Here is a 16,365-nt window from a genome sequence, read left to right on the forward strand (position 1 = left end):
GTACAACCAGTCTGTGCAATAAAAGTGCCGAATACGCCTGGCGGGTTCTGGCGATGCAGGAAATGTGAGGGGCGCACCCGATGTGTGCTGCCTGGCCGCAAGGGCCGGCGCATCAAAAAAGGGCGCTTTTGATCCGGGCGCGGGTTTTGAACCGAAATGGGGCGCAAGCCGGTGCCCGGCGGCAGAAAAAGGGAATAGTCCGGGTGCATGACTTGGGGGGAAGGGGGCATGCATCGAGTGCCGCGCGGGCGGCACCCGATTGAACACACGCTGAATATCGCCAGGCGAGCGCCTTCAGGCCCTCAGAGGCAGGCGTAGACCACCAGCTCCACCAGCATTTCTTCCCGGGCGAGGCCCGCCACCACGACGGCAGCGCGGTTGGGGTAGGGTGCCTGGAAATACTCGGCGTACACGGCATTTACAGTTGCCAGATAGCGGCGGTCAGTCACGTAGATCAGTACCTGGGTCACGGCATCCAGCGAGCTGTCAGCGGCTTCCAGGGTGTGGCGCAGGTTGTCCAGTGTCTGGCGGGCCTGTGCCTCGATGCCGCCGGCAACCACCTGGCCCTGCGTATCGATTGGGATCTGGGCCGTGTACAACGTACCGTTGCCGACGACCGCCCATTCCAGTGGCGCCCTGGAGGCGAACAGCTCGGTCTTTATTGCATGCTTCATGGGTTGTTTCCTCAGTGGCAAGGGTGTTCAGTCGGCGTCGCTGCCGCCGCCTGCACCGTGGCGGCGTGAGGCATCGGTGCTCTCGACAAGGATGTGTTCGGCCAGCTGCCTGAGCCTTTGCCAGGTATGTTCGTTGACGGTAAAACCTTGCTGCAGTGTGCGTTGCGGGTCGGTTATCGCCTGGGCGGTCTGGCCTGCTCGGGTGAACAGCACCGTTACGTCTTGCGCGGCCGCTTCAATGCCCCGGGGCCGGGCTTCACTGCTCAGTTCCGGGCGCGGCATGCCGGCGGTAAAATCGGCCAGGTGGTATTGGCGGTCGTCCTCCCAGCGGGCTTGCACGTGCAGCCCCTGCACAGCTGCCCGGCTCAGGTAGCCCAGCAACAGCAAACGGTTGTGGCAGTGGCGGATGCGCAGTTCGGCCTGACCACAGCGCATGGCCTTGGCTGCCGCCAGTTCCACCACCGTCGCGGCGCAGCGCAATACGCTCTGGCCCTTGGCGTCGATCACCAGCAGGGCGTTATCCTCATGGCACAAGGCGTAAGGCCGTGCAGCTTCGGCTTGCAGATAAAGCAACGCCTTTTCCAGTGCTCCGACGCCATCAAGCCCCTGCAGTTGCAACCAGCCCACGAGTTCGGCGGCATCCTCGCAGTCGCCCGGGGCGAAGCCCATGCCTTCGAATGCCTTGCGGCACATCACCTGTAATTCGTTAAGCGATACGCGCATGGTCAAAGCTCCCTTTGCGGCATGACTGCGAAATTCCAGTCGTCTGCGAACGGCTGACCGATGTCGCTGACCAGCGGCGCGCCCTGGAACAGCGTGATACGCACCCAGCGGCTTGACTTGGGGTCGAATTTCCCCGCGCCGAAAAATGCCAGTTTGCAGCGCAGCAGGTGAATCGGCAGCATGTCCCGGGCCAGCAGATTGGCACGGATTTCACCGAAGTTTGTTTTTGCCATGCCCTGCAGGCGGCGTACCGCGCCCTTGAACCTCGGTTGGGCGATCAGGAAGTGAGCGGTCAGCGCCTGAGGCTGCCGTTGCAGGTGCTCCAGCAGCGCGCCATGGCACTGTTGGATACTGCGGGCAATACCCAGCTGCATTTCTTTTTCGGCCCCTGGCTCCTCTGCGCGAATGCCCAGGCGCGGCTCTTCTTTTTCAGCTGAGCGGTACCAGAAGAAGTGCTCCGCATCGGCAGCACTGAAGTCGTAGCGCAACGCCCAGCCATACTGCTGCTCGATGAGCTGGCGCAGTTGCCCAAGGGGCATCTGGGCGTCCAGCTGCCAGCTTTCGTTGACCCCCATGTGCTCGGCCAGGGGCGTGACCTGCTCGGGGTACAGCTCCAGCAGCAGGCTGACCAGAAGCTCCTGGCAGCCCACCCCCGTGTGTAATTGCGCCCAGGCCAGCAGGCGCGGCCAAAGGCCCGCGCCGTCGGCTTGCGTGCCAAGCCAGGTGGCCAGTAAAGCAAGCTCGGCCAAGGTTTGCAGGTTCTGCTCATGCTGGCGCTGGTCTTCGGTCCGGGACTGGCTCAGGTGCAACTGGGCGCGCACCAGCAATTGCTGCAGGCGTGCCAATTGGTCGGGCTCCGCCGACTGCGCCAGCACCAGGGCCAGGGCCGTTTCCCGCGTACTGATCCAGTGCTCCACCAGTTGAGGGTGGTTGATCAGAAAAGGGGCCATTCCCAGCCCGGTCGCGTTGCCGACCCCCAGGTAGCGTTGTAGCGCTGGGGCCAGTTGCACTGCCCGCTGCGGGGCGAGTGCCCGGGCCATGTGGTTGATCTGCTCGATGCTGAAGTGTCGCAGCAGGTAGACGGTGAACATCTGCGCGCTGAACGGCTGGTTGAAGTCCGGGTTATCTTGCAGGCAACCAAAATCGGCGATGCCGAACTTGCCGTTACCGTAAACCGCTGTGGTGCGATACAGGTAGCCGACTTCAGCCAGTTGTTGTGGATCGGGCTGGCGTCCTTCTGCCAGCGCCGCCAGAAACCGGTCGAAATTGCGCAAGCTGCGGTTGGCCCGCGACAACACCAGCACGCGTGCATCGAAGCGGCCGGCTTCCTGCAGCGGCACGTTGCGTTGCAGGTCGGCCAGTTGTGCCGAGTCGACATCGCCGGCCACCAGCACGAAGCTGACGTCCCACTGGTCGGCGATGACCCGATCGCTGCGCTTTTCGGGCGGCAGGTAGGCCGAGAAGATCACGCAGTGGTAATGGCCGTTTGGCGTTTCGATGCGGTAGATCGCAGTGCCGAAGCCTTGGCCATCGAGGTCGAAACAGCTGCGCCGGATTTGCCAGCGCTGCTGCATCATCCGCCGCATGCTGCTGCGCACGAAGCTTAGCGGGCTCTGGAAGTGGCTACCCAGCCGGGCCAGGTCCATGACTTGGCTGGCAGGGCGCAACGCGGGTATTGCAGGCACGCTGTTGGGCATTGTTGTTGTACCTGGATGGATCATGTTCAGACGCCTTGTTCACGGGCCATGTGTCGAGCGATGCGCACGGCATCCCACAGCGCTGGCAGGATCACCAGCGACACCGGCACCGCGGTGATGACAATGAAGGATTGCAGGGCCGTCACACCGCCTGCGCCAATGGTGATCAGTACAACCGCCGCCAAGCCCATGCCGATTGCCCAGAAACCGCGCAACCACTTCTTCGGTTTATCGTTGCTGGACATCGCCAGCGCCACGGTGAAGGCCATGGCGTCGCCATTGGTGGCCACCGAGATGAAACTCAAGAACAGGAACAGCGCGCTGACAAGGCCACCCAGTGGCAGGTTCTGCGTCACTCCCAGCAACAGGTCTTCAGGCTTGGCGCCATGGGCGGTGACGATGCCTGGCGTTTGCAGCTCCAGGCCGATCCCGGTACCGCCCACCACAGTGAACCAGAACATGGTCACCAGCGGTGCGATGATCGACAGCGTCATGATGATCTCGCGGATGGTGCGGCCCCGCGAGATCCGCGCGACATACAGGGCCACCATGGGCGCGTAGCCGATGAACCAGCCCCAGTAGAACACCGTCCACCAGTCCAGCCATTTGGGGTCGGCGCGGAACATCGTCAGGGGGATGAAGTGCTCCACGTGCAGGGCAAAGGCCGCCGGGAAACCGCCGAGGATGAACAGCGTCGGTCCGAATACCACCATGAACAGTGCCAGGCCGATCATCAACCAGACGTTGATCTCGCTGACAAAGCGGATGCCTTTGAGGCCCACCAGGCACGAGACGGTGTACATCGCGGTCACCAGGACAATGGTCAGCGACTGGGTGACGATAGTGTTGGGCAGCCCCCACACGGCGTGCATGGCGCTGCTGATCTGCAGGCCAAGGAAACCGATCGGACCGATGGTGCCGGCCACTACCGCGATGATCGAGGCAGCGTCGGCCAAGGTGCCGATCGGGCCCTTGAGCGCTCGCTGGCCGAACAGGGGGTAAAGCAGGGTGCGCGGCGCCAGCGGAAGGCCTTTATCGTAATGCAGGTGCATCAGCACGATCGCCAGCAGGCTGCCCAGCACGGCCCAGGCCAGGAAGCCCCAGTGCACGAACGATTGCGCCAGTGCCGCGGTGGCCGCCGCTTCGCTGTGCGGTTGCAGGCCGGCGAAGAAGGGCGGCGGGCTGGCAAAGTGCATCAAGGGTTCGGCAGCGGCCCAGAAGGCGCCACCACCTGCCAGCAGGGCGCACATGATCACGGCGATCCAGTTGAAGGTGCTGACGTCCGGGCGCTGGGTGACCCCGCCCAGGCGTACACGCCCGCATCTGGAAAACCCGATGAACAGGCTGACGGCGAAGGTTGCCAGCATCAGCACTTGCCAATAGAGGCCAAAGGCCTTTGTCGACCAGGCGAACAGGGTATTGACCAGCGCCGACACGGTGTCGATGTCGATCAGCGCCGCCAGCAGGAAGGCGCCGAGGAATCCGCCGCTGATCAGGAACAACGGCCAGTCGATATCGCGTGCCATAGGCAGGCCCATGGCCTGGCCGTCGGCCTGCAAGGTGGTTGGGTTTTTCATGAAACCTCCGGAACCTGCGATTCTTTTTATTGTTGATGCTGTCCGTGCAAGGGGTTCAGGCCTGTGCCGTGGTGGCGGTCTCCAGCAAGCGCAACCAGTTCAGCCCCATGATGTTGCCCACGTCGTGCTCGGCAAAGCCGCGGGCGCGCAGGCCCTGGGCAATGTTGCGGAAGTCGCGGCTGTCGCGGAACCACTGCAAGGGCGCCGGCCAGTTGGCGTTGTCCCTGGAGCCTTCGCCGTAGTCCTTGTCCTTGCTCCAGCGGCCGTTGCGCATCCATTCCAGCACCGACAAGGGTTGCGCCTGGCACAGGTCGGTGCCGATGCCGATGTGCTGCACACCCATCAGGTCGGCGGTGCGCGCGACCATGTCGCAGAAACTTTCCAGGCTACAGTCCGAGGCACCCTTGAGGTGGAACGGGTAGGTGCTGAACCCCAGTAGCCCGCCGGACTCTGCAATCCCGCGTAGCACCGCATCGGATTTGTTGCGCTTGGCGGCGTGGAAGCTGGCAGGGTTGGCGTGGGAGATGATCACCGGTCGGCTCGACAGTTCGATGGCCTCAAGCGTGCTTCGCTCGGCGCTGTGAGACATGTCGATGAGCATGCCGACGCGGTTCATTTCGGCGATCACCTGGCGGCCGAAGCGGCTGATGCCGTTGTCCTCGCGCTCATAGCAACCGCTGGCCAGCAGGCTTTGGTTGTTGTAGGTCAGCTGCATGACGAACACCCCGAGCTGGCGGAAAACCTCCACCAGGGCAATGTCGTCCTCGATCGGCGAGCAGTTCTGGAAGCCGAAGAAGATACCCACCCGGCCCTCCTCGTGGGCCAGGCGGATGTCGCTGGCCGTGCGCACCGGGCGGATCAGCTCGGGCCATGTCTCGAAGCGGCGGTTCCACTCGCCCAGGCGTGACAGGGTTTCGCGGGCGTTTTCGTGGTAGGCGATGGTGGCGTGCACCGCGCTCAGGCCACCGGCCTGCATCTGCTGGAATATTTCCTGGCTCCAGTTGGAGTACTGCAGGCCGTCGATCATCAAAAGGTCGTGCATGGCATGTATTCCTTCAGGGCCGCAGGTAGGTGGTCTTGACCACGGTGTAGAAGTCGCGAGCGTATTGCCCCTGTTCCCGGGGGCCGAAACTCGAGGCTTTGCGGCCCCCGAATGGCACGTGGTAGTCGGTCCCGGCGGTGGGCAGATTGACCATCACGCAGCCGGTCTGGGCGCGGCGCTTGAAGTGGCTGGCGTGGCGCAGCGACTGGGTGATGATCCCGGCTGTGAGGCCGTACTCGGTATCGTTGAGCGTGGCCAGCGCCTCTTCAAAATCGCGCACGCGGATCACGCAGGCGATGGGGCCGAACACTTCCTCGCGGTTGATGCGCATGTCGTTGCGGCTGTTGATGAACAAGGCTGGGCGCATGTAGTAGCCATCGGAGGCCAATTGCAGGCGCTCGCCGCCTTCTATCAGGGTGGCGCCTTCGGCCTGGGCCAATTGCAGGTAGGCCAGGTTCTGTTCCAGCTGGCGCGCGTCAGCGACCGGGCCGATCTGGACGCCAGCCTCCAGTGCATGGCCGACCTTGAGCTGGCGCATGCGCAGGCGCAGCGCCTCGACGAAGCGGTCGTGGATGCCGTCGCAGACGATCAGCCGTGATGACGCAGTGCATTTCTGCCCAGTGCCAAAGAAGGCCCCGTTGAGCGCGCATTCCACGGCCAGTTCGAGGTCGGCGTCGTCCATGACCACCAAGGCATTTTTGCTACCCATTTCCAGCTGGCAGCGCACCAGGTTACCGGCGGTGGCCACCGCTACGCGTCGGCCCGTCTGCAGAGAACCGGTGAACGTCAGGGCATCGATCTCGGCGGACTGGATCAGGGCCTCGCCGACGTCGGCACCGCTGCCCATCACCAGGTTGAAGGTACCGCTGGGCAGGTCCTGACGGCTGATGATCTCGGTGAGCGCCCAGGCACTGGCCGGCACCAGGTTGGCCGGCTTGAACACCACGGCGTTGCCGAAGGCCAAGGCCGGGGCGATTTTCCAGGCGGCGGTGGCCATGGGGAAGTTCCATGGGGTAATGATGCCCACCACACCCACCGGTTCGCGATGCACTTCGATGTCGACCCCTGGGCGCACCGAGGCGGCAGTCTCGCCCATCTGACGCAGCACTTCGGCGGCGTAGTAATGGAAGAACTGGCCACTGCGGTTGACCTCGCCGATGCCTTCGGCCAAGGGTTTGCCTTCTTCTCGCGACAGCAGTTCGCCAAGTTCTTCCTTGCGGGCGATCAGCTCGTCGCCGATGGCCATCAGCACTTGTTGGCGGCTTTCCAGGCCACTGGCGGCCCACAGGGGTTGAGCGGCGCGGGCGGCCTGGATGGCCTGGCGGGCCTGTTCGGCGCTGGCCTGATGGTACTGGCCGATCAGGTCGCCAGTGTCCGAGGGGCTGTAGTTGCCCAAAGTGGCGTGGCCTTCACACCACTGGCCATCAATGTAGTTGTTGTAGGTCTTGTGTGACATGGATGAACGCCTCCGTTTGCATGGCATTCATCATGCGAGCAATATGCAGCAAATAAAAATTAATAAAAAAAATGCTTTGATAAGGAATGCTTACCATGTTGCCCGAGCTGAAAATCGCGCAGTTGCGTTACTTCGTACTGGTCGCCGAACACAAGAGTTTCCACGCGGCCGCCCGCCAAGCCTTTCGCACCCAGCCTGCGATATCCCTGGCCCTGCGTGAACTGGAGCAGAAGCTGGGGCAGGCACTGGTCGAAAAGGGCGGTGGCCGGGTAGAGCTGACGCCATATGGCGAGCATTGCCTCCCGTTGTTTCGTGGCTTGATCGAGCACCATGACCGTATTGCGCGTGAAGCCATGCTGTTTGCCCGGCATGAAATCGGCCAGGTCAGCATCGCCACCGTGCCTTCTGTGGCCAGCCGAATGCTGCCAGGGCCGCTGGCCCGCTTTGTGGCCGCGCACCCCAATGTTCAGGTCAGCATTCAGGACGGCACGGCCGAACGTGTGCAGCAGTTGCTCGCTCAAGGGCAAGTGGATTTCGGCATCAGCAGCCTGTGGGTGGACGATGACCAGCTCGAATTCGCCCCCATCGTGAATGATCAGGTTGGCGTGGTGTGCCGCAGCGACCACCCGCTGGCGCAGGCGGGGGGGCAGCTGCATTGGGCGCAGTTGCTGGGCGTGCCGATGATCCGCAACGGTACCTCGCAATTACTGGCGGGTACCGAGGCCGAGGGTTTGCTGGCCGATAGCCGGCTGTTCATTTCCAACATGATTTCGTTGATCGCCATGCTGGAGGAGGGGGTAGGGATCAGTACCTTGCCGTACCTCGCTTTTCCGCAGGAGAACGAAAAACTGGCGTTCGTACCCCTTGTGGAGCCCAAGGTAGAACGGCACATCGGCATGCTCACCCGCAAAGGGCGCAGCTTGTCACCTGTGGCGGGGGCACTGATGGCGTTTCTGCAAGTGCAGTTGGCGAAGGCTGGCTGATTCGTTGGCGGTAGGGGCATGGCGCGCCATGGCCGGCACTGAGGTTCGCAAACGCACGCCCGGCTTTCAGAGAACCGGGCCTGAAGGCACGCTGACACCTGCCAGCGTGGTGAACGAAATATCCTTGGCCGTCAGCAGAAAATCACGCACGTACGGCACCTCCAGCATGTCACTGCGCAGTGCCGCATAGAGGTTTGCCTGGAGGCCGTGTTCGCCAAGGCGCTTGGCAGTTACATAGCCGCGCGAACTGTACTCGTGCACGGCCCAGTTGGGCAGGCAACAGACGCCGCGCCCGGACGCAACCAGTTGCATCATCATCACGGTAAGTTCTGAGGTGCGGACCTGTGCGGGCTCGACGTCGGCGGGGTCGAGGAAGCGGGTGAAGATGTCCAGGCGGGTGCGTTCGATCGGGTAGGTGATCAGTGTCTGGGTGGCGATATCGGCGGGCTCCAGGTACGGCTTGTGGCGCAGGGCGTGGTGGTTGTCGATGGCCAGCAGCGCCTCGTAGCTGAACAGAGGCACGTAGCTGATACCCGGCAATGTCACCGGGTCGGAGGTGACCACCAGGTCCAGGTCGCCGCGCTCCAGGGCTGGCAGTGGCGCGAAGGAAAAACCGGAGGCGAGGTCCATTTCCACCTCAGGCCAGGCGCCGCGGAACTCATCCACTGAAGGCATCAGCCACTGGTAGCAGCTGTGGCACTCGATGGCGATGTGCAACCGTCCGGCGCAGCCCCCGGCCAGCTTGCCCAGGTCCCGTTCGGTATTGCGGATCTGAGGCAGCACCTGATCGGCCAGCTGCAGCAGCTTCAGCCCGGCGCTGGTGAAGCGCACCGGCCTGGATTTGCGCACGAACAGTGGCATGCCGATGCGCTCTTCCATATCGCGGAACTGGTGCGACAGGGCTGATTGTGTCAGGTGCAGGCGCTCGGCGGCCTCGTGCAGGCTGTCGGTTTCACGCAGCGCGTGGAGGGTTCGCAGGTGGCGTAAATCGATCATGAGTAAAATGGCGGATCAACGCAGTAATGGCGGGTTTTCTTCACTGCTGCGTGATCCTGACAATTCCTTTGCTGGGTTTTCCGTGAGTGGGGTGAGGCTCAAGCCGCGTGAGGCGCGGCGAGGTTGCAGTACTGCCCCTTGAAATACAGCAGCGGCTGCGTGGCAGCAGTGGCCTGCAGGTTCAACGCTTTGACTTCGCCAATCACGATCAGGTGGTCCCCGGCGGCATGTTCGGCGTGAATTTCGCAATCAAGCCAATGCAGGCTGCCGGCAATGATCGGGTTGCCCAACGGCGATGCTTGCCATTCGACGCCGTGCCACTTGTTGGCGCCGCGCCGGGCAAACTGGTTGGAAACGCCGACCTGTTCACCTGACAGGATGTTGACCGTGAAGCGGCCAGCCTGGCGAATCTTCGGGTAGCTGGCCGAACGGGACATCACACTGAATGACACCAGCGGCGGGCTCATCGATACGCTGTAGAACGACTGGCAGGTGAAGCCGATCGGCTCACCTTCGTGGTGCGATGTAATCACCGTGATGCCGGAGGCGTAGTGCCCGAGTGCCTGGCGAAAAGTCGACGGCTCGATCGCCGTACCGGAAAGCAACATGGTAGGTCCTGTGGCTGCATTCATTTCAGCGTGCGTTAGCGAGTTCCTGACGGACAATGGCTGCGCCTGCACTCAAGGCCTTGAGCTTGCCGCTGGCTACCTGGCGGGGCAGGGGCGCCATGCCGCAGTTGGTGCAAGGGTAGAGCTTGTCGGCATCGACGAATTGCAGTGCCTTGCGCAGGGTGGCGGCGACCTGTTCGGGTGTTTCAATGACATGAGTGGCCACATCGATGGCGCCGACCATGACTTTCTTGCCGCGAATCAGCTCGAGCAGGTCCATCGGAACATGCGAGTTATGGCATTCCAGCGAAATGATATCGATGCTGGACTGCTGCAGTTTGGGGAAGGCCTGTTCATATTGCCGCCATTCTGAACCGAGGGTCTTTTTCCAGTCGGTGTTCGCTTTGATGCCATAGCCATAGCAAATATGGACGGCCGTTTCGCACTTGAGGCCCTCGATGGCCCTTTCCAGGGTAGCCACGCCCCAGTCATTCACGTCGTCAAAGAAAACATTGAATGCCGGTTCGTCGAACTGAATGATGTCCACGCCCGCGGCTTCCAGTTCTCTGGCTTCCTGGTTGAGAATCTTGGCGAACTCCCAAGCCAGTTTCTCGCGGCTTTTGTAGTGGTTGTCATACAGTGTGTCGATCATGGTCATGGGGCCGGGCAGCGCCCACTTTATTGGCTTTGTGGTGTGCTGGCGCAAGAACTTGGCATCTTCGACAAACACCGGCTTTTGTCGAGCGACAGCACCCATAACCGTTGGTACGCTTGCCTCGTAGCGATCACGGATTCTGACGGTTTTCCGTTGCTCGAAATCAACGCCGCTGAGGTGCTCGATAAATGTGGTGACAAAGTGCTGGCGGGTTTGTTCACCGTCACTGACGATGTCGATACCGGCGTGTTGTTGTTCTTGCAAGGCCAGGCGCAAGGCATCCTGTTTGCCTTCGATCAGTTGCTCGTCTTGCAACTTCCACGGGGACCAGAGTGTTTCGGGTTGAGCAAGCCAGGCGGGTTTAGGCAGGCTGCCGGCCGTGGAGGTGGGTAGCAATGTGTTCATGAACAGTGACCTTGTGCTTTGAATGTTCAACGTGCGTATTGAGCGGACCATCGCGCCAGCGTGGCCTGGTAGGGTTTGACAAATTGCTCCTCGGCAAATTTGCCTTGCTCGATCGCCAGGCGGCTGCGCTCTTCCCGGTCGTAGACAATGCGCGTGAGCGAGTAGTCCTGGTTCTTCAGGCTGGGCTGGTAGGCCTTGCCTGCAGGAGAATTGGCGTTGTAGATCTCGGGTCGGTAGATTTTCTGGAAGGTGTCCATGGTGCTGATGGTGCTGATCAGTTCAAGGTCGGTGTAGTCAGCCAGCAAGTCGCCGGCAAAATAAAACGCCAACGGGGCGACGCTGTTCGGCGGCATGAAATAGCGCACCTTCAAGCCCATTTTCTTGAAGTATTCATCCGTCAGCGAGTACTCATCCTGCAGGTACTCAACCCCTAGCACAGGGTGCTGATTTTCGGTGCGCAGGTAAGTCCTGCTGCTCGATACGCTCAGGCAGATAACCGGTGGTTTGCTGAAATGCTCCTGGTAGGTTTGCGAGTTGACGAAGCATTTGAACAGGTTGCCATGCAGCTCGCCGAAATGATCGGGTGTGCTGAAGGTCGACCGATGCTTGTTATGCTCCAGTAACAGCACGCTGAAGTCGTAATCGCGCACGTACGAAGAGAAGTTGTTGCCTACCATGCCTTCGAGGCGCGTATTGTTTTGGCGGTCGACAATATGGGTTTTCAATATCTCGATCAGCGGCAGTGCATGGCCGTGCTGCGCATTTTCAATATTCATTTCCACCGATATGATGTCCAGCTCTACGCGGTAGCGATCATGTTCGGGGTTGTCCCAGTGCGCCAGCGCGTTGAAACGGTTATTGATCATCGTCAAGGTATTGCGCAGGTTTTGCTGGCGGTTTGCACCCCGTGCCAAATTGGCGAAGTTGGTCGTGATGCGGGTGTTTTCGGCAGGGAGATAATGTTCGTCGAATGCAATGCGCTTGACGGTGAATGTTGGCGCTTTTTCCATGGTTATGGCTTCCAGGTGCCTGAGTGTGAGCAACTCAGTGCTTGTCAGTTGCGTAGGCTGAGTCGTTCACACCGTAATCTTGATGTGTTTGATTGAGGCGTATCCTAGGCGGGGCGCTGCATGAATGATATTGAAGTTATTTCACAGGTTTTTTAGCCCTGTTCATGATGCGTTGCCTGGACGACTGCGGCATCATGGCTGCCTGGCCTTCACCCCACCCAGGAGACAGCGATGATCAAAACCGGCGATCAACTGCCCGACGTTACCCTTTATCAATACAACAGCGACGCAGGCGCCTGCGCGATCGGCCCAATGGCCTTTTCCATTCGCGAGCGTTGCAAGCACAAGAAGGTGCTGATATTCGCGTTGCCGGGCGCGTTCACGCCGACGTGCTCTGAACGTCATGTTCCCGGTTATGTCGCGGCGGCCCCTGCGTTATTCGCGGCTGGCATTGACGAAATCCTGTGCGTCTCGGTGAACGATGCCTTTGTCATGAACGCCTGGGGCAACAGCATGCAGGTCGGGGATGCGGTCAAGATGATCGGCGATGGCAATGGCGAATTCAGCGAGGCGCTGGGCCTGACCCAGGACCTTTCGGCACGCGGTTTGGGGCGGCGCTCGCAGCGGTATGCAATGTTGGTCGATGACCAGGTAGTCCAGTACATCGCGGTTGAAAGCCCCGGCAAGTTCGAGGTCAGTGATGCGGCCAGCCTGCTGGCTGTGTTGCGCTAGCCATACCTTTCAGGCCTTGCCGACAACGGCTGTCAGGGCTGCCAGAACACTTTTCGAACCGGCCGCTAACAACAAGGTATAAACGGTTGAAACTTCACCAACTCAGGGCGCTGGTCGCCATTCATAACGCAGGCAGCATCCTCGAAGCCTCCAAGCTCATGCACATTACTCAGCCCGCGCTGAGCCGTTCGATCAAGGAGCTGGAGCGGGAGGTGGGGTTTACCCTGTTGCAGCGGTCGCACAAAGGCATGGCCCTTACCGAGGAAGGCAAGCGTGTCATCCGCCATGCCAACCTCGTGGTAGAGAGCATACGCCGCCTGCAGATCGAAGCGGCGAGCATTCAGGATGCGGCGCTGGGCGCCGTGTCGATCGGGGTTACGTCGTTGACGGCGATGCTCGATGGCGTCGATGACAGTATCCTGGCCTTTCGGCGCAAGTACCCGCGGGTGAAGATCACCATCACCGACCTGCGTCCCAGCCAGATCCTGCAGCGCTTGCGCGATGGCAGCCTGGACTTTGCCATTACTTCGCAGCAACCGCTGAGTCGGCTGAGCCTGGACTGGGAGGCGCTGGGCAGTATCAAGGGCAGGGTGATTTGCCACGCCTCGAATCGGCAGAAGTTCAGCCAGTCACTGCGCACCTTGCAATACGCCCCCTGGATCAGCCTGGACGAGTTGTCGGACCAGGCTTCGCAGTTTCACCAACTGTTCGAAGCCAATGGCCTTCGGGTGCCACAGAACACCGTTGAATGCACTTCAGTGATGATGGCGCTAAAGCTGTTGAAGAACACGGAATCGTTGATGACCATCAGCGAGCTGGCGGTGGACCAAGGGTCTACCTACGGTATCGATTGCGAGTTCGTCGCCATGGCGGTGCAGGAGTTGATTCCGGATTACCCCATCAACCTGGTCTGCATTGACCGCCACAGCCTCACGGCGCCTGCCCAGGAGCTGTTCCACAGCTTGCGCGGGCAGGTGCTCAAGCAGACCCGCCCCGTGGGGTCAGAAGTGGTAGTACATGCCTAGCGAGACGTTGCTTGGGTTATCGCCCGCCTGGTCCACCGGGGTCCCGGCGTAGGTGACCGACGAGGCGCGCTGGTTGGCGATCATGCCGAGGCGTCCATAGAGGGCCCAGCGGGGGTTGATGAAATGGTCATAGCCGATCATCACACCCCACGCGTCCTTGTCACGGGCGCTGACCTGGCGTTGCATCACCGCCAGGCGCAGCACGTCCAGCTCGCCCACTGGCGCCATCATGCCGAAAGTGTACAGCGTGGTGCTGGGCGTGCCGGCCTGGTCCACATCCTGACGCTGCCAGGTGAGGCTGGTGGCCAGCGGGCCGAAATCGTAGAACGCCGACAGGCTCTTGAAATCGTTGGCGGTCTGGCGTGAAACGCCGCCGTCGTCCCATGGGTCGCTGTAGTAACGGTTGTAGGAGGTCAGCAATATCACCCGGCTGTTGCGGTACTGCAGCCGGGCGCCACCGCCACGCACGGTGCGCCCAGCGCTGGCGGCATCGTCGAAGCCGAAGCTCAGCGCGGTACCGAGGCTGAAGCCGCTGAAGGTCGGGCTGGTGTAGGCCAGGGTGTGCTTGGGGCGCAGGTCAAGGTAAAAGGCGCCCTTGCCGGCGGCAGGCAGGGCCAGGTAGGTGTAGGGCGAGCCATAGGTGGCCAGGAACGGGTCGGCGTAGGTGGGCGTGGCCATGCCGTAGGTCTTGCCGAACTCGAGCTTGCCCAGGGTGCGCGAGCGCAGGGCGACTGTCGCCAGGCGCAGGGTACCGACGGTGTCCCAGGTGCCCTCCAGGGCCTCGCCATTGAGGTTGAAACCCTCCTCGACGTCAAGCTCCACGACGGTATCGGGGTCAAGCGCCTTGCGTGCGTACAGCCCGAGCTTGTTGGTCCAGGCGCCGCCACCGGCCAGCCTGAAACCCGAGTGGTGCTGTGAGTCGTGATAGCTGGCGAATGCATCCACGGTGCCGTACACCTTGAGCGTGTCATCGAAGCCGTAATCCAGCCCGTAATAACCAAAACCCGGCGCAATCCGCGCGAGCGTCGGAAAACCCTCTGCCTGTGCCTGCGCAGCAAGGCAAGCCCCTTGGATCATCAACAGCAACGATGTAATGCGAGTGTTCATTCACGACTCCAGGCCAGCACGGTGATGGGGTGGCTTTAGCGTCGGTGAACAGAACGTTGCAGCGTGATTGCTTATTCGGTCAGGTCATGCCGTTTGGTTAATCAGGGGCTGGCGCGGCGTGTGGATTGGCGAGCGCATCCGCGTTAGACAGGCTTGGTACCCGCGTCAACGCTGCGCTACGGCTGCTGATCTGTGGGCGTTATTGGGGCCGCGCGCGGAGCGAGGGCGGACTGTGCGCCAGCGCAGGGCAATTTGGCCAACGATCGCGCCGGCTAATTAATCATTGGTTATCCCTATGCCGAAACTGCAAGTGTATTGGGTGCCCGATTGGCTGATATTCGCTGCACGCCGCGATTTGCCAACGGAGACAACAATGATCAGACCGCTACCCACATCGCCGAGCCTGCAAAAAGGTGCGCATTCAGCCGCGCAGGTATCGTCCTCCCGTAAAACCTTGGTCGCCTGCTCGTTGGGCAATGCGCTGGAAATGTACGACTTCACGATCTACAGCTTCTTCGCTGTACTGATCGGCAAGCACTTCTTCCCCTCTGACTCGGCCATGGCGTCGTTGTTGATGTCGCTGGCCACCTTTGGCGTCGGTTTCCTGATGCGCCCGGTCGGGGCGATGGTCATCGGCCGCTATGCTGACCGGCATGGACGCAAGGCCGCTTTGAGCCTGACCATCGGGCTGATGACCCTGGGCACCGCAATGATTGCCTTTGCGCCCACGTATTCACAGATCGGGATTTTCGCCACCTTGCTGCTGGTGACCGGCCGGCTCATCCAGGGCATGTCGGCAGGCGGGGAGGTCGGTACCGCGTCGGTGTTCCTGATGGAATCCAGTGCAGTCGGCAATCGCTGCCAGAGCGTCAGCTGGCAGGCCGCCAGCCAAGGCTATGCCGCCTTGGTAGGGGCCGGCTTTGGCCTGGCCCTCAGCCAGTTGCTCGACCCCACGGCGCTGGAAAGCTGGGGATGGCGCATACCGTTCATCTTCGGCCTGCTGATCGGGCCGGTCGGTTGGTACATACGCACGCGGTTGCCGGAGACCCATGAGGCCGCACCGGCGCAGAAGGCAGAGCAGGGGCTGGATGCCGAACTGCTCAAACGCATCGCCCAAGGCATCGGCCTGATGGCCAGCTCGACCATTGGCATGTACCTGTTCGTGTTCTACATGCCGACCTACCTGACCACCGCCTTGCATTATCCACCCGGCAGCGCGATGGCGATTGCCTGCATCAGTAGCGGTTGCATGGCCGTCATCTGCCCGTTGGCCGGCAAATTCGCCGACAAGTATCAGCTCAGAAAACGCCTGCTGGTGTGGACGGTCGCCGCGCCGGTGGTGTTGACCCTGCCCGTGTTCTATCTGCTTGGGCACGTGCAGCACATGGGCCTGGCCATGATGGGCGTGGCGATCCTGATCTTGCCGACCTGTATCGGTGCCGGTGCGTTCTTCGCGCTGATCATGGAGGGCTTTCCGAAGGCCAGGCGCTCGTTCGGTACCTCGGTCAGTTACAGCCTGGGGGTGACCCTGTTCGGTGGTTTCTCGCCATTGGTGGCCACCTGGCTGATTGCAGCGCTGGGCACGCCGTTGGCGCCAGCTTACTTCCTGCTGGCCGGCGGCATCGTCAGCCTGGCCTGCCTCAGGTACTTCCCCGAAAACAAAGGATGCGAGTGA

At 61.5% G+C, this 16,365-nt stretch carries 15 protein-coding genes; 4 read left to right on the plus strand and 11 right to left on the minus strand.

The genetic code is table 11. The annotated features are described in order from the left end of the window. Positions 1–302: 302 nt before the first annotated feature. Genes AC3WLP_RS02700 through AC3WLP_RS02725 form a run of 6 tightly spaced genes read right to left on the minus strand, consistent with a single transcriptional unit; the run spans position 303 to position 7,169 of the window. The gene (locus AC3WLP_RS02700) at positions 303–674 is read right to left on the minus strand and encodes a RidA family protein (protein WP_012052761.1); all 372 of its coding nucleotides are present in this window, start codon (positions 672–674) and stop codon (positions 303–305) included. A 27-nt stretch (positions 675–701) separates the two neighbouring features. Continuing rightward, complete coding sequence (locus AC3WLP_RS02705) at positions 702–1,397, minus strand: DUF3726 domain-containing protein (RefSeq protein WP_088512301.1); 696 nt, start codon at positions 1,395–1,397, stop codon at positions 702–704. A gap of 2 nt (positions 1,398–1,399) precedes the next feature. Next, the gene (locus AC3WLP_RS02710) at positions 1,400–3,094 is read right to left on the minus strand and encodes a hypothetical protein (protein WP_088512300.1); all 1,695 of its coding nucleotides are present in this window, start codon (positions 3,092–3,094) and stop codon (positions 1,400–1,402) included. Between the two features lie 26 nt (positions 3,095–3,120). Next, a complete protein-coding gene (locus AC3WLP_RS02715) occupies positions 3,121–4,671 on the minus strand; it encodes a BCCT family transporter (RefSeq protein ID WP_012052758.1) in 1,551 nt (516 codons plus the stop codon). Between the two features lie 55 nt (positions 4,672–4,726). Then, positions 4,727–5,713, minus strand: coding sequence for a dipeptidase (locus AC3WLP_RS02720; protein ID WP_014756329.1), 987 nt, complete (start codon positions 5,711–5,713; stop codon positions 4,727–4,729). Between the two features lie 13 nt (positions 5,714–5,726). Further along, positions 5,727–7,169 (minus strand): aldehyde dehydrogenase family protein, encoded by a 1,443-nt coding sequence (locus AC3WLP_RS02725; protein WP_088512299.1) that lies wholly within the window; start codon positions 7,167–7,169, stop codon positions 5,727–5,729. 95 nt (positions 7,170–7,264) lie between these two features. On the opposite strand from AC3WLP_RS02725, the gene AC3WLP_RS02730 reads away from it, so the two are divergent. Further along, positions 7,265–8,152: a LysR substrate-binding domain-containing protein gene (locus AC3WLP_RS02730; RefSeq protein ID WP_014860458.1), complete on the plus strand. Its 888-nt coding sequence runs from the start codon at positions 7,265–7,267 to the stop codon at positions 8,150–8,152. A gap of 66 nt (positions 8,153–8,218) precedes the next feature. Here the strand turns inward: AC3WLP_RS02730 and AC3WLP_RS02735 are convergent, their stop codons facing one another. From AC3WLP_RS02735 to AC3WLP_RS02750, 4 genes are all read right to left on the minus strand, one after another. Next, complete coding sequence (locus tag AC3WLP_RS02735; protein ID WP_088512298.1) at positions 8,219–9,148, minus strand: LysR family transcriptional regulator; 930 nt, start codon at positions 9,146–9,148, stop codon at positions 8,219–8,221. Positions 9,149–9,246: 98 nt separating this feature from the next. Further along, positions 9,247–9,756: a flavin reductase family protein gene (locus AC3WLP_RS02740; RefSeq protein ID WP_088512297.1), complete on the minus strand. Its 510-nt coding sequence runs from the start codon at positions 9,754–9,756 to the stop codon at positions 9,247–9,249. Positions 9,757–9,781: 25 nt separating this feature from the next. Beyond that, positions 9,782–10,816: a methionine synthase gene (locus AC3WLP_RS02745; protein ID WP_088512296.1), complete on the minus strand. Its 1,035-nt coding sequence runs from the start codon at positions 10,814–10,816 to the stop codon at positions 9,782–9,784. Positions 10,817–10,842: 26 nt separating this feature from the next. Then, positions 10,843–11,826, minus strand: coding sequence for a DUF1852 domain-containing protein (locus tag AC3WLP_RS02750; protein WP_012052752.1), 984 nt, complete (start codon positions 11,824–11,826; stop codon positions 10,843–10,845). A gap of 231 nt (positions 11,827–12,057) precedes the next feature. Here AC3WLP_RS02750 and AC3WLP_RS02755 point away from each other — a divergent pair, with 231 nt between their 5' ends. Both AC3WLP_RS02755 and AC3WLP_RS02760 read left to right on the plus strand, forming a co-directional pair. Further along, positions 12,058–12,558 carry a peroxiredoxin gene (locus AC3WLP_RS02755; protein WP_012052751.1) on the plus strand — a complete coding sequence of 167 codons (501 nt, stop codon included), beginning with the start codon at positions 12,058–12,060 and terminating at the stop codon, positions 12,556–12,558. Between the two features lie 86 nt (positions 12,559–12,644). Next, positions 12,645–13,583, plus strand: coding sequence for a LysR family transcriptional regulator (locus AC3WLP_RS02760; RefSeq protein WP_003254048.1), 939 nt, complete (start codon positions 12,645–12,647; stop codon positions 13,581–13,583). Here AC3WLP_RS02760 and AC3WLP_RS02765 read toward each other — a convergent pair. Beyond that, positions 13,560–14,690 carry a porin gene (locus tag AC3WLP_RS02765; RefSeq protein ID WP_088512295.1) on the minus strand — a complete coding sequence of 377 codons (1,131 nt, stop codon included), beginning with the start codon at positions 14,688–14,690 and terminating at the stop codon, positions 13,560–13,562. The genes AC3WLP_RS02760 and AC3WLP_RS02765 overlap by 24 nt on opposite strands. 373 nt (positions 14,691–15,063) lie before the next feature. Between AC3WLP_RS02765 and AC3WLP_RS02770 the strand changes: the two genes are divergently transcribed. Beyond that, positions 15,064–16,365 carry an MFS transporter gene (locus AC3WLP_RS02770; RefSeq protein WP_070095512.1) on the plus strand — a complete coding sequence of 434 codons (1,302 nt, stop codon included), beginning with the start codon at positions 15,064–15,066 and terminating at the stop codon, positions 16,363–16,365.

Source organism: Pseudomonas sp. FW305-E2 (assembly GCF_058782925.1).

Excerpts from the sequence above, each read along its gene's own strand:
- AC3WLP_RS02720 (WP_014756329.1), bottom strand. The coding sequence starts at position 5,713 with ATGCACGACCTTTTGATGATCGACGGCCTGCAGTACTCCAACTGGAGC.
- AC3WLP_RS02735 (WP_088512298.1), bottom strand. The coding sequence starts at position 9,148 with ATGATCGATTTACGCCACCTGCGAACCCTCCACGCGCTGCGTGAAACC.
- AC3WLP_RS02750 (WP_012052752.1), bottom strand. The coding sequence starts at position 11,826 with ATGGAAAAAGCGCCAACATTCACCGTCAAGCGCATTGCATTCGACGAA.
- AC3WLP_RS02745 (WP_088512296.1), bottom strand. The coding sequence starts at position 10,816 with ATGAACACATTGCTACCCACCTCCACGGCCGGCAGCCTGCCTAAACCC.
- AC3WLP_RS02755 (WP_012052751.1), top strand. The coding sequence starts at position 12,058 with ATGATCAAAACCGGCGATCAACTGCCCGACGTTACCCTTTATCAATAC.
- AC3WLP_RS02700 (WP_012052761.1), bottom strand. The coding sequence starts at position 674 with ATGAAGCATGCAATAAAGACCGAGCTGTTCGCCTCCAGGGCGCCACTG.
- AC3WLP_RS02740 (WP_088512297.1), bottom strand. The coding sequence starts at position 9,756 with ATGTTGCTTTCCGGTACGGCGATCGAGCCGTCGACTTTTCGCCAGGCA.
- AC3WLP_RS02710 (WP_088512300.1), bottom strand. The coding sequence starts at position 3,094 with ATGCCCAACAGCGTGCCTGCAATACCCGCGTTGCGCCCTGCCAGCCAA.
- AC3WLP_RS02770 (WP_070095512.1), top strand. The coding sequence starts at position 15,064 with ATGATCAGACCGCTACCCACATCGCCGAGCCTGCAAAAAGGTGCGCAT.
- AC3WLP_RS02705 (WP_088512301.1), bottom strand. The coding sequence starts at position 1,397 with ATGCGCGTATCGCTTAACGAATTACAGGTGATGTGCCGCAAGGCATTC.
- AC3WLP_RS02715 (WP_012052758.1), bottom strand. The coding sequence starts at position 4,671 with ATGAAAAACCCAACCACCTTGCAGGCCGACGGCCAGGCCATGGGCCTG.
- AC3WLP_RS02725 (WP_088512299.1), bottom strand. The coding sequence starts at position 7,169 with ATGTCACACAAGACCTACAACAACTACATTGATGGCCAGTGGTGTGAA.
- AC3WLP_RS02730 (WP_014860458.1), top strand. The coding sequence starts at position 7,265 with ATGTTGCCCGAGCTGAAAATCGCGCAGTTGCGTTACTTCGTACTGGTC.
- AC3WLP_RS02765 (WP_088512295.1), bottom strand. The coding sequence starts at position 14,690 with ATGAACACTCGCATTACATCGTTGCTGTTGATGATCCAAGGGGCTTGC.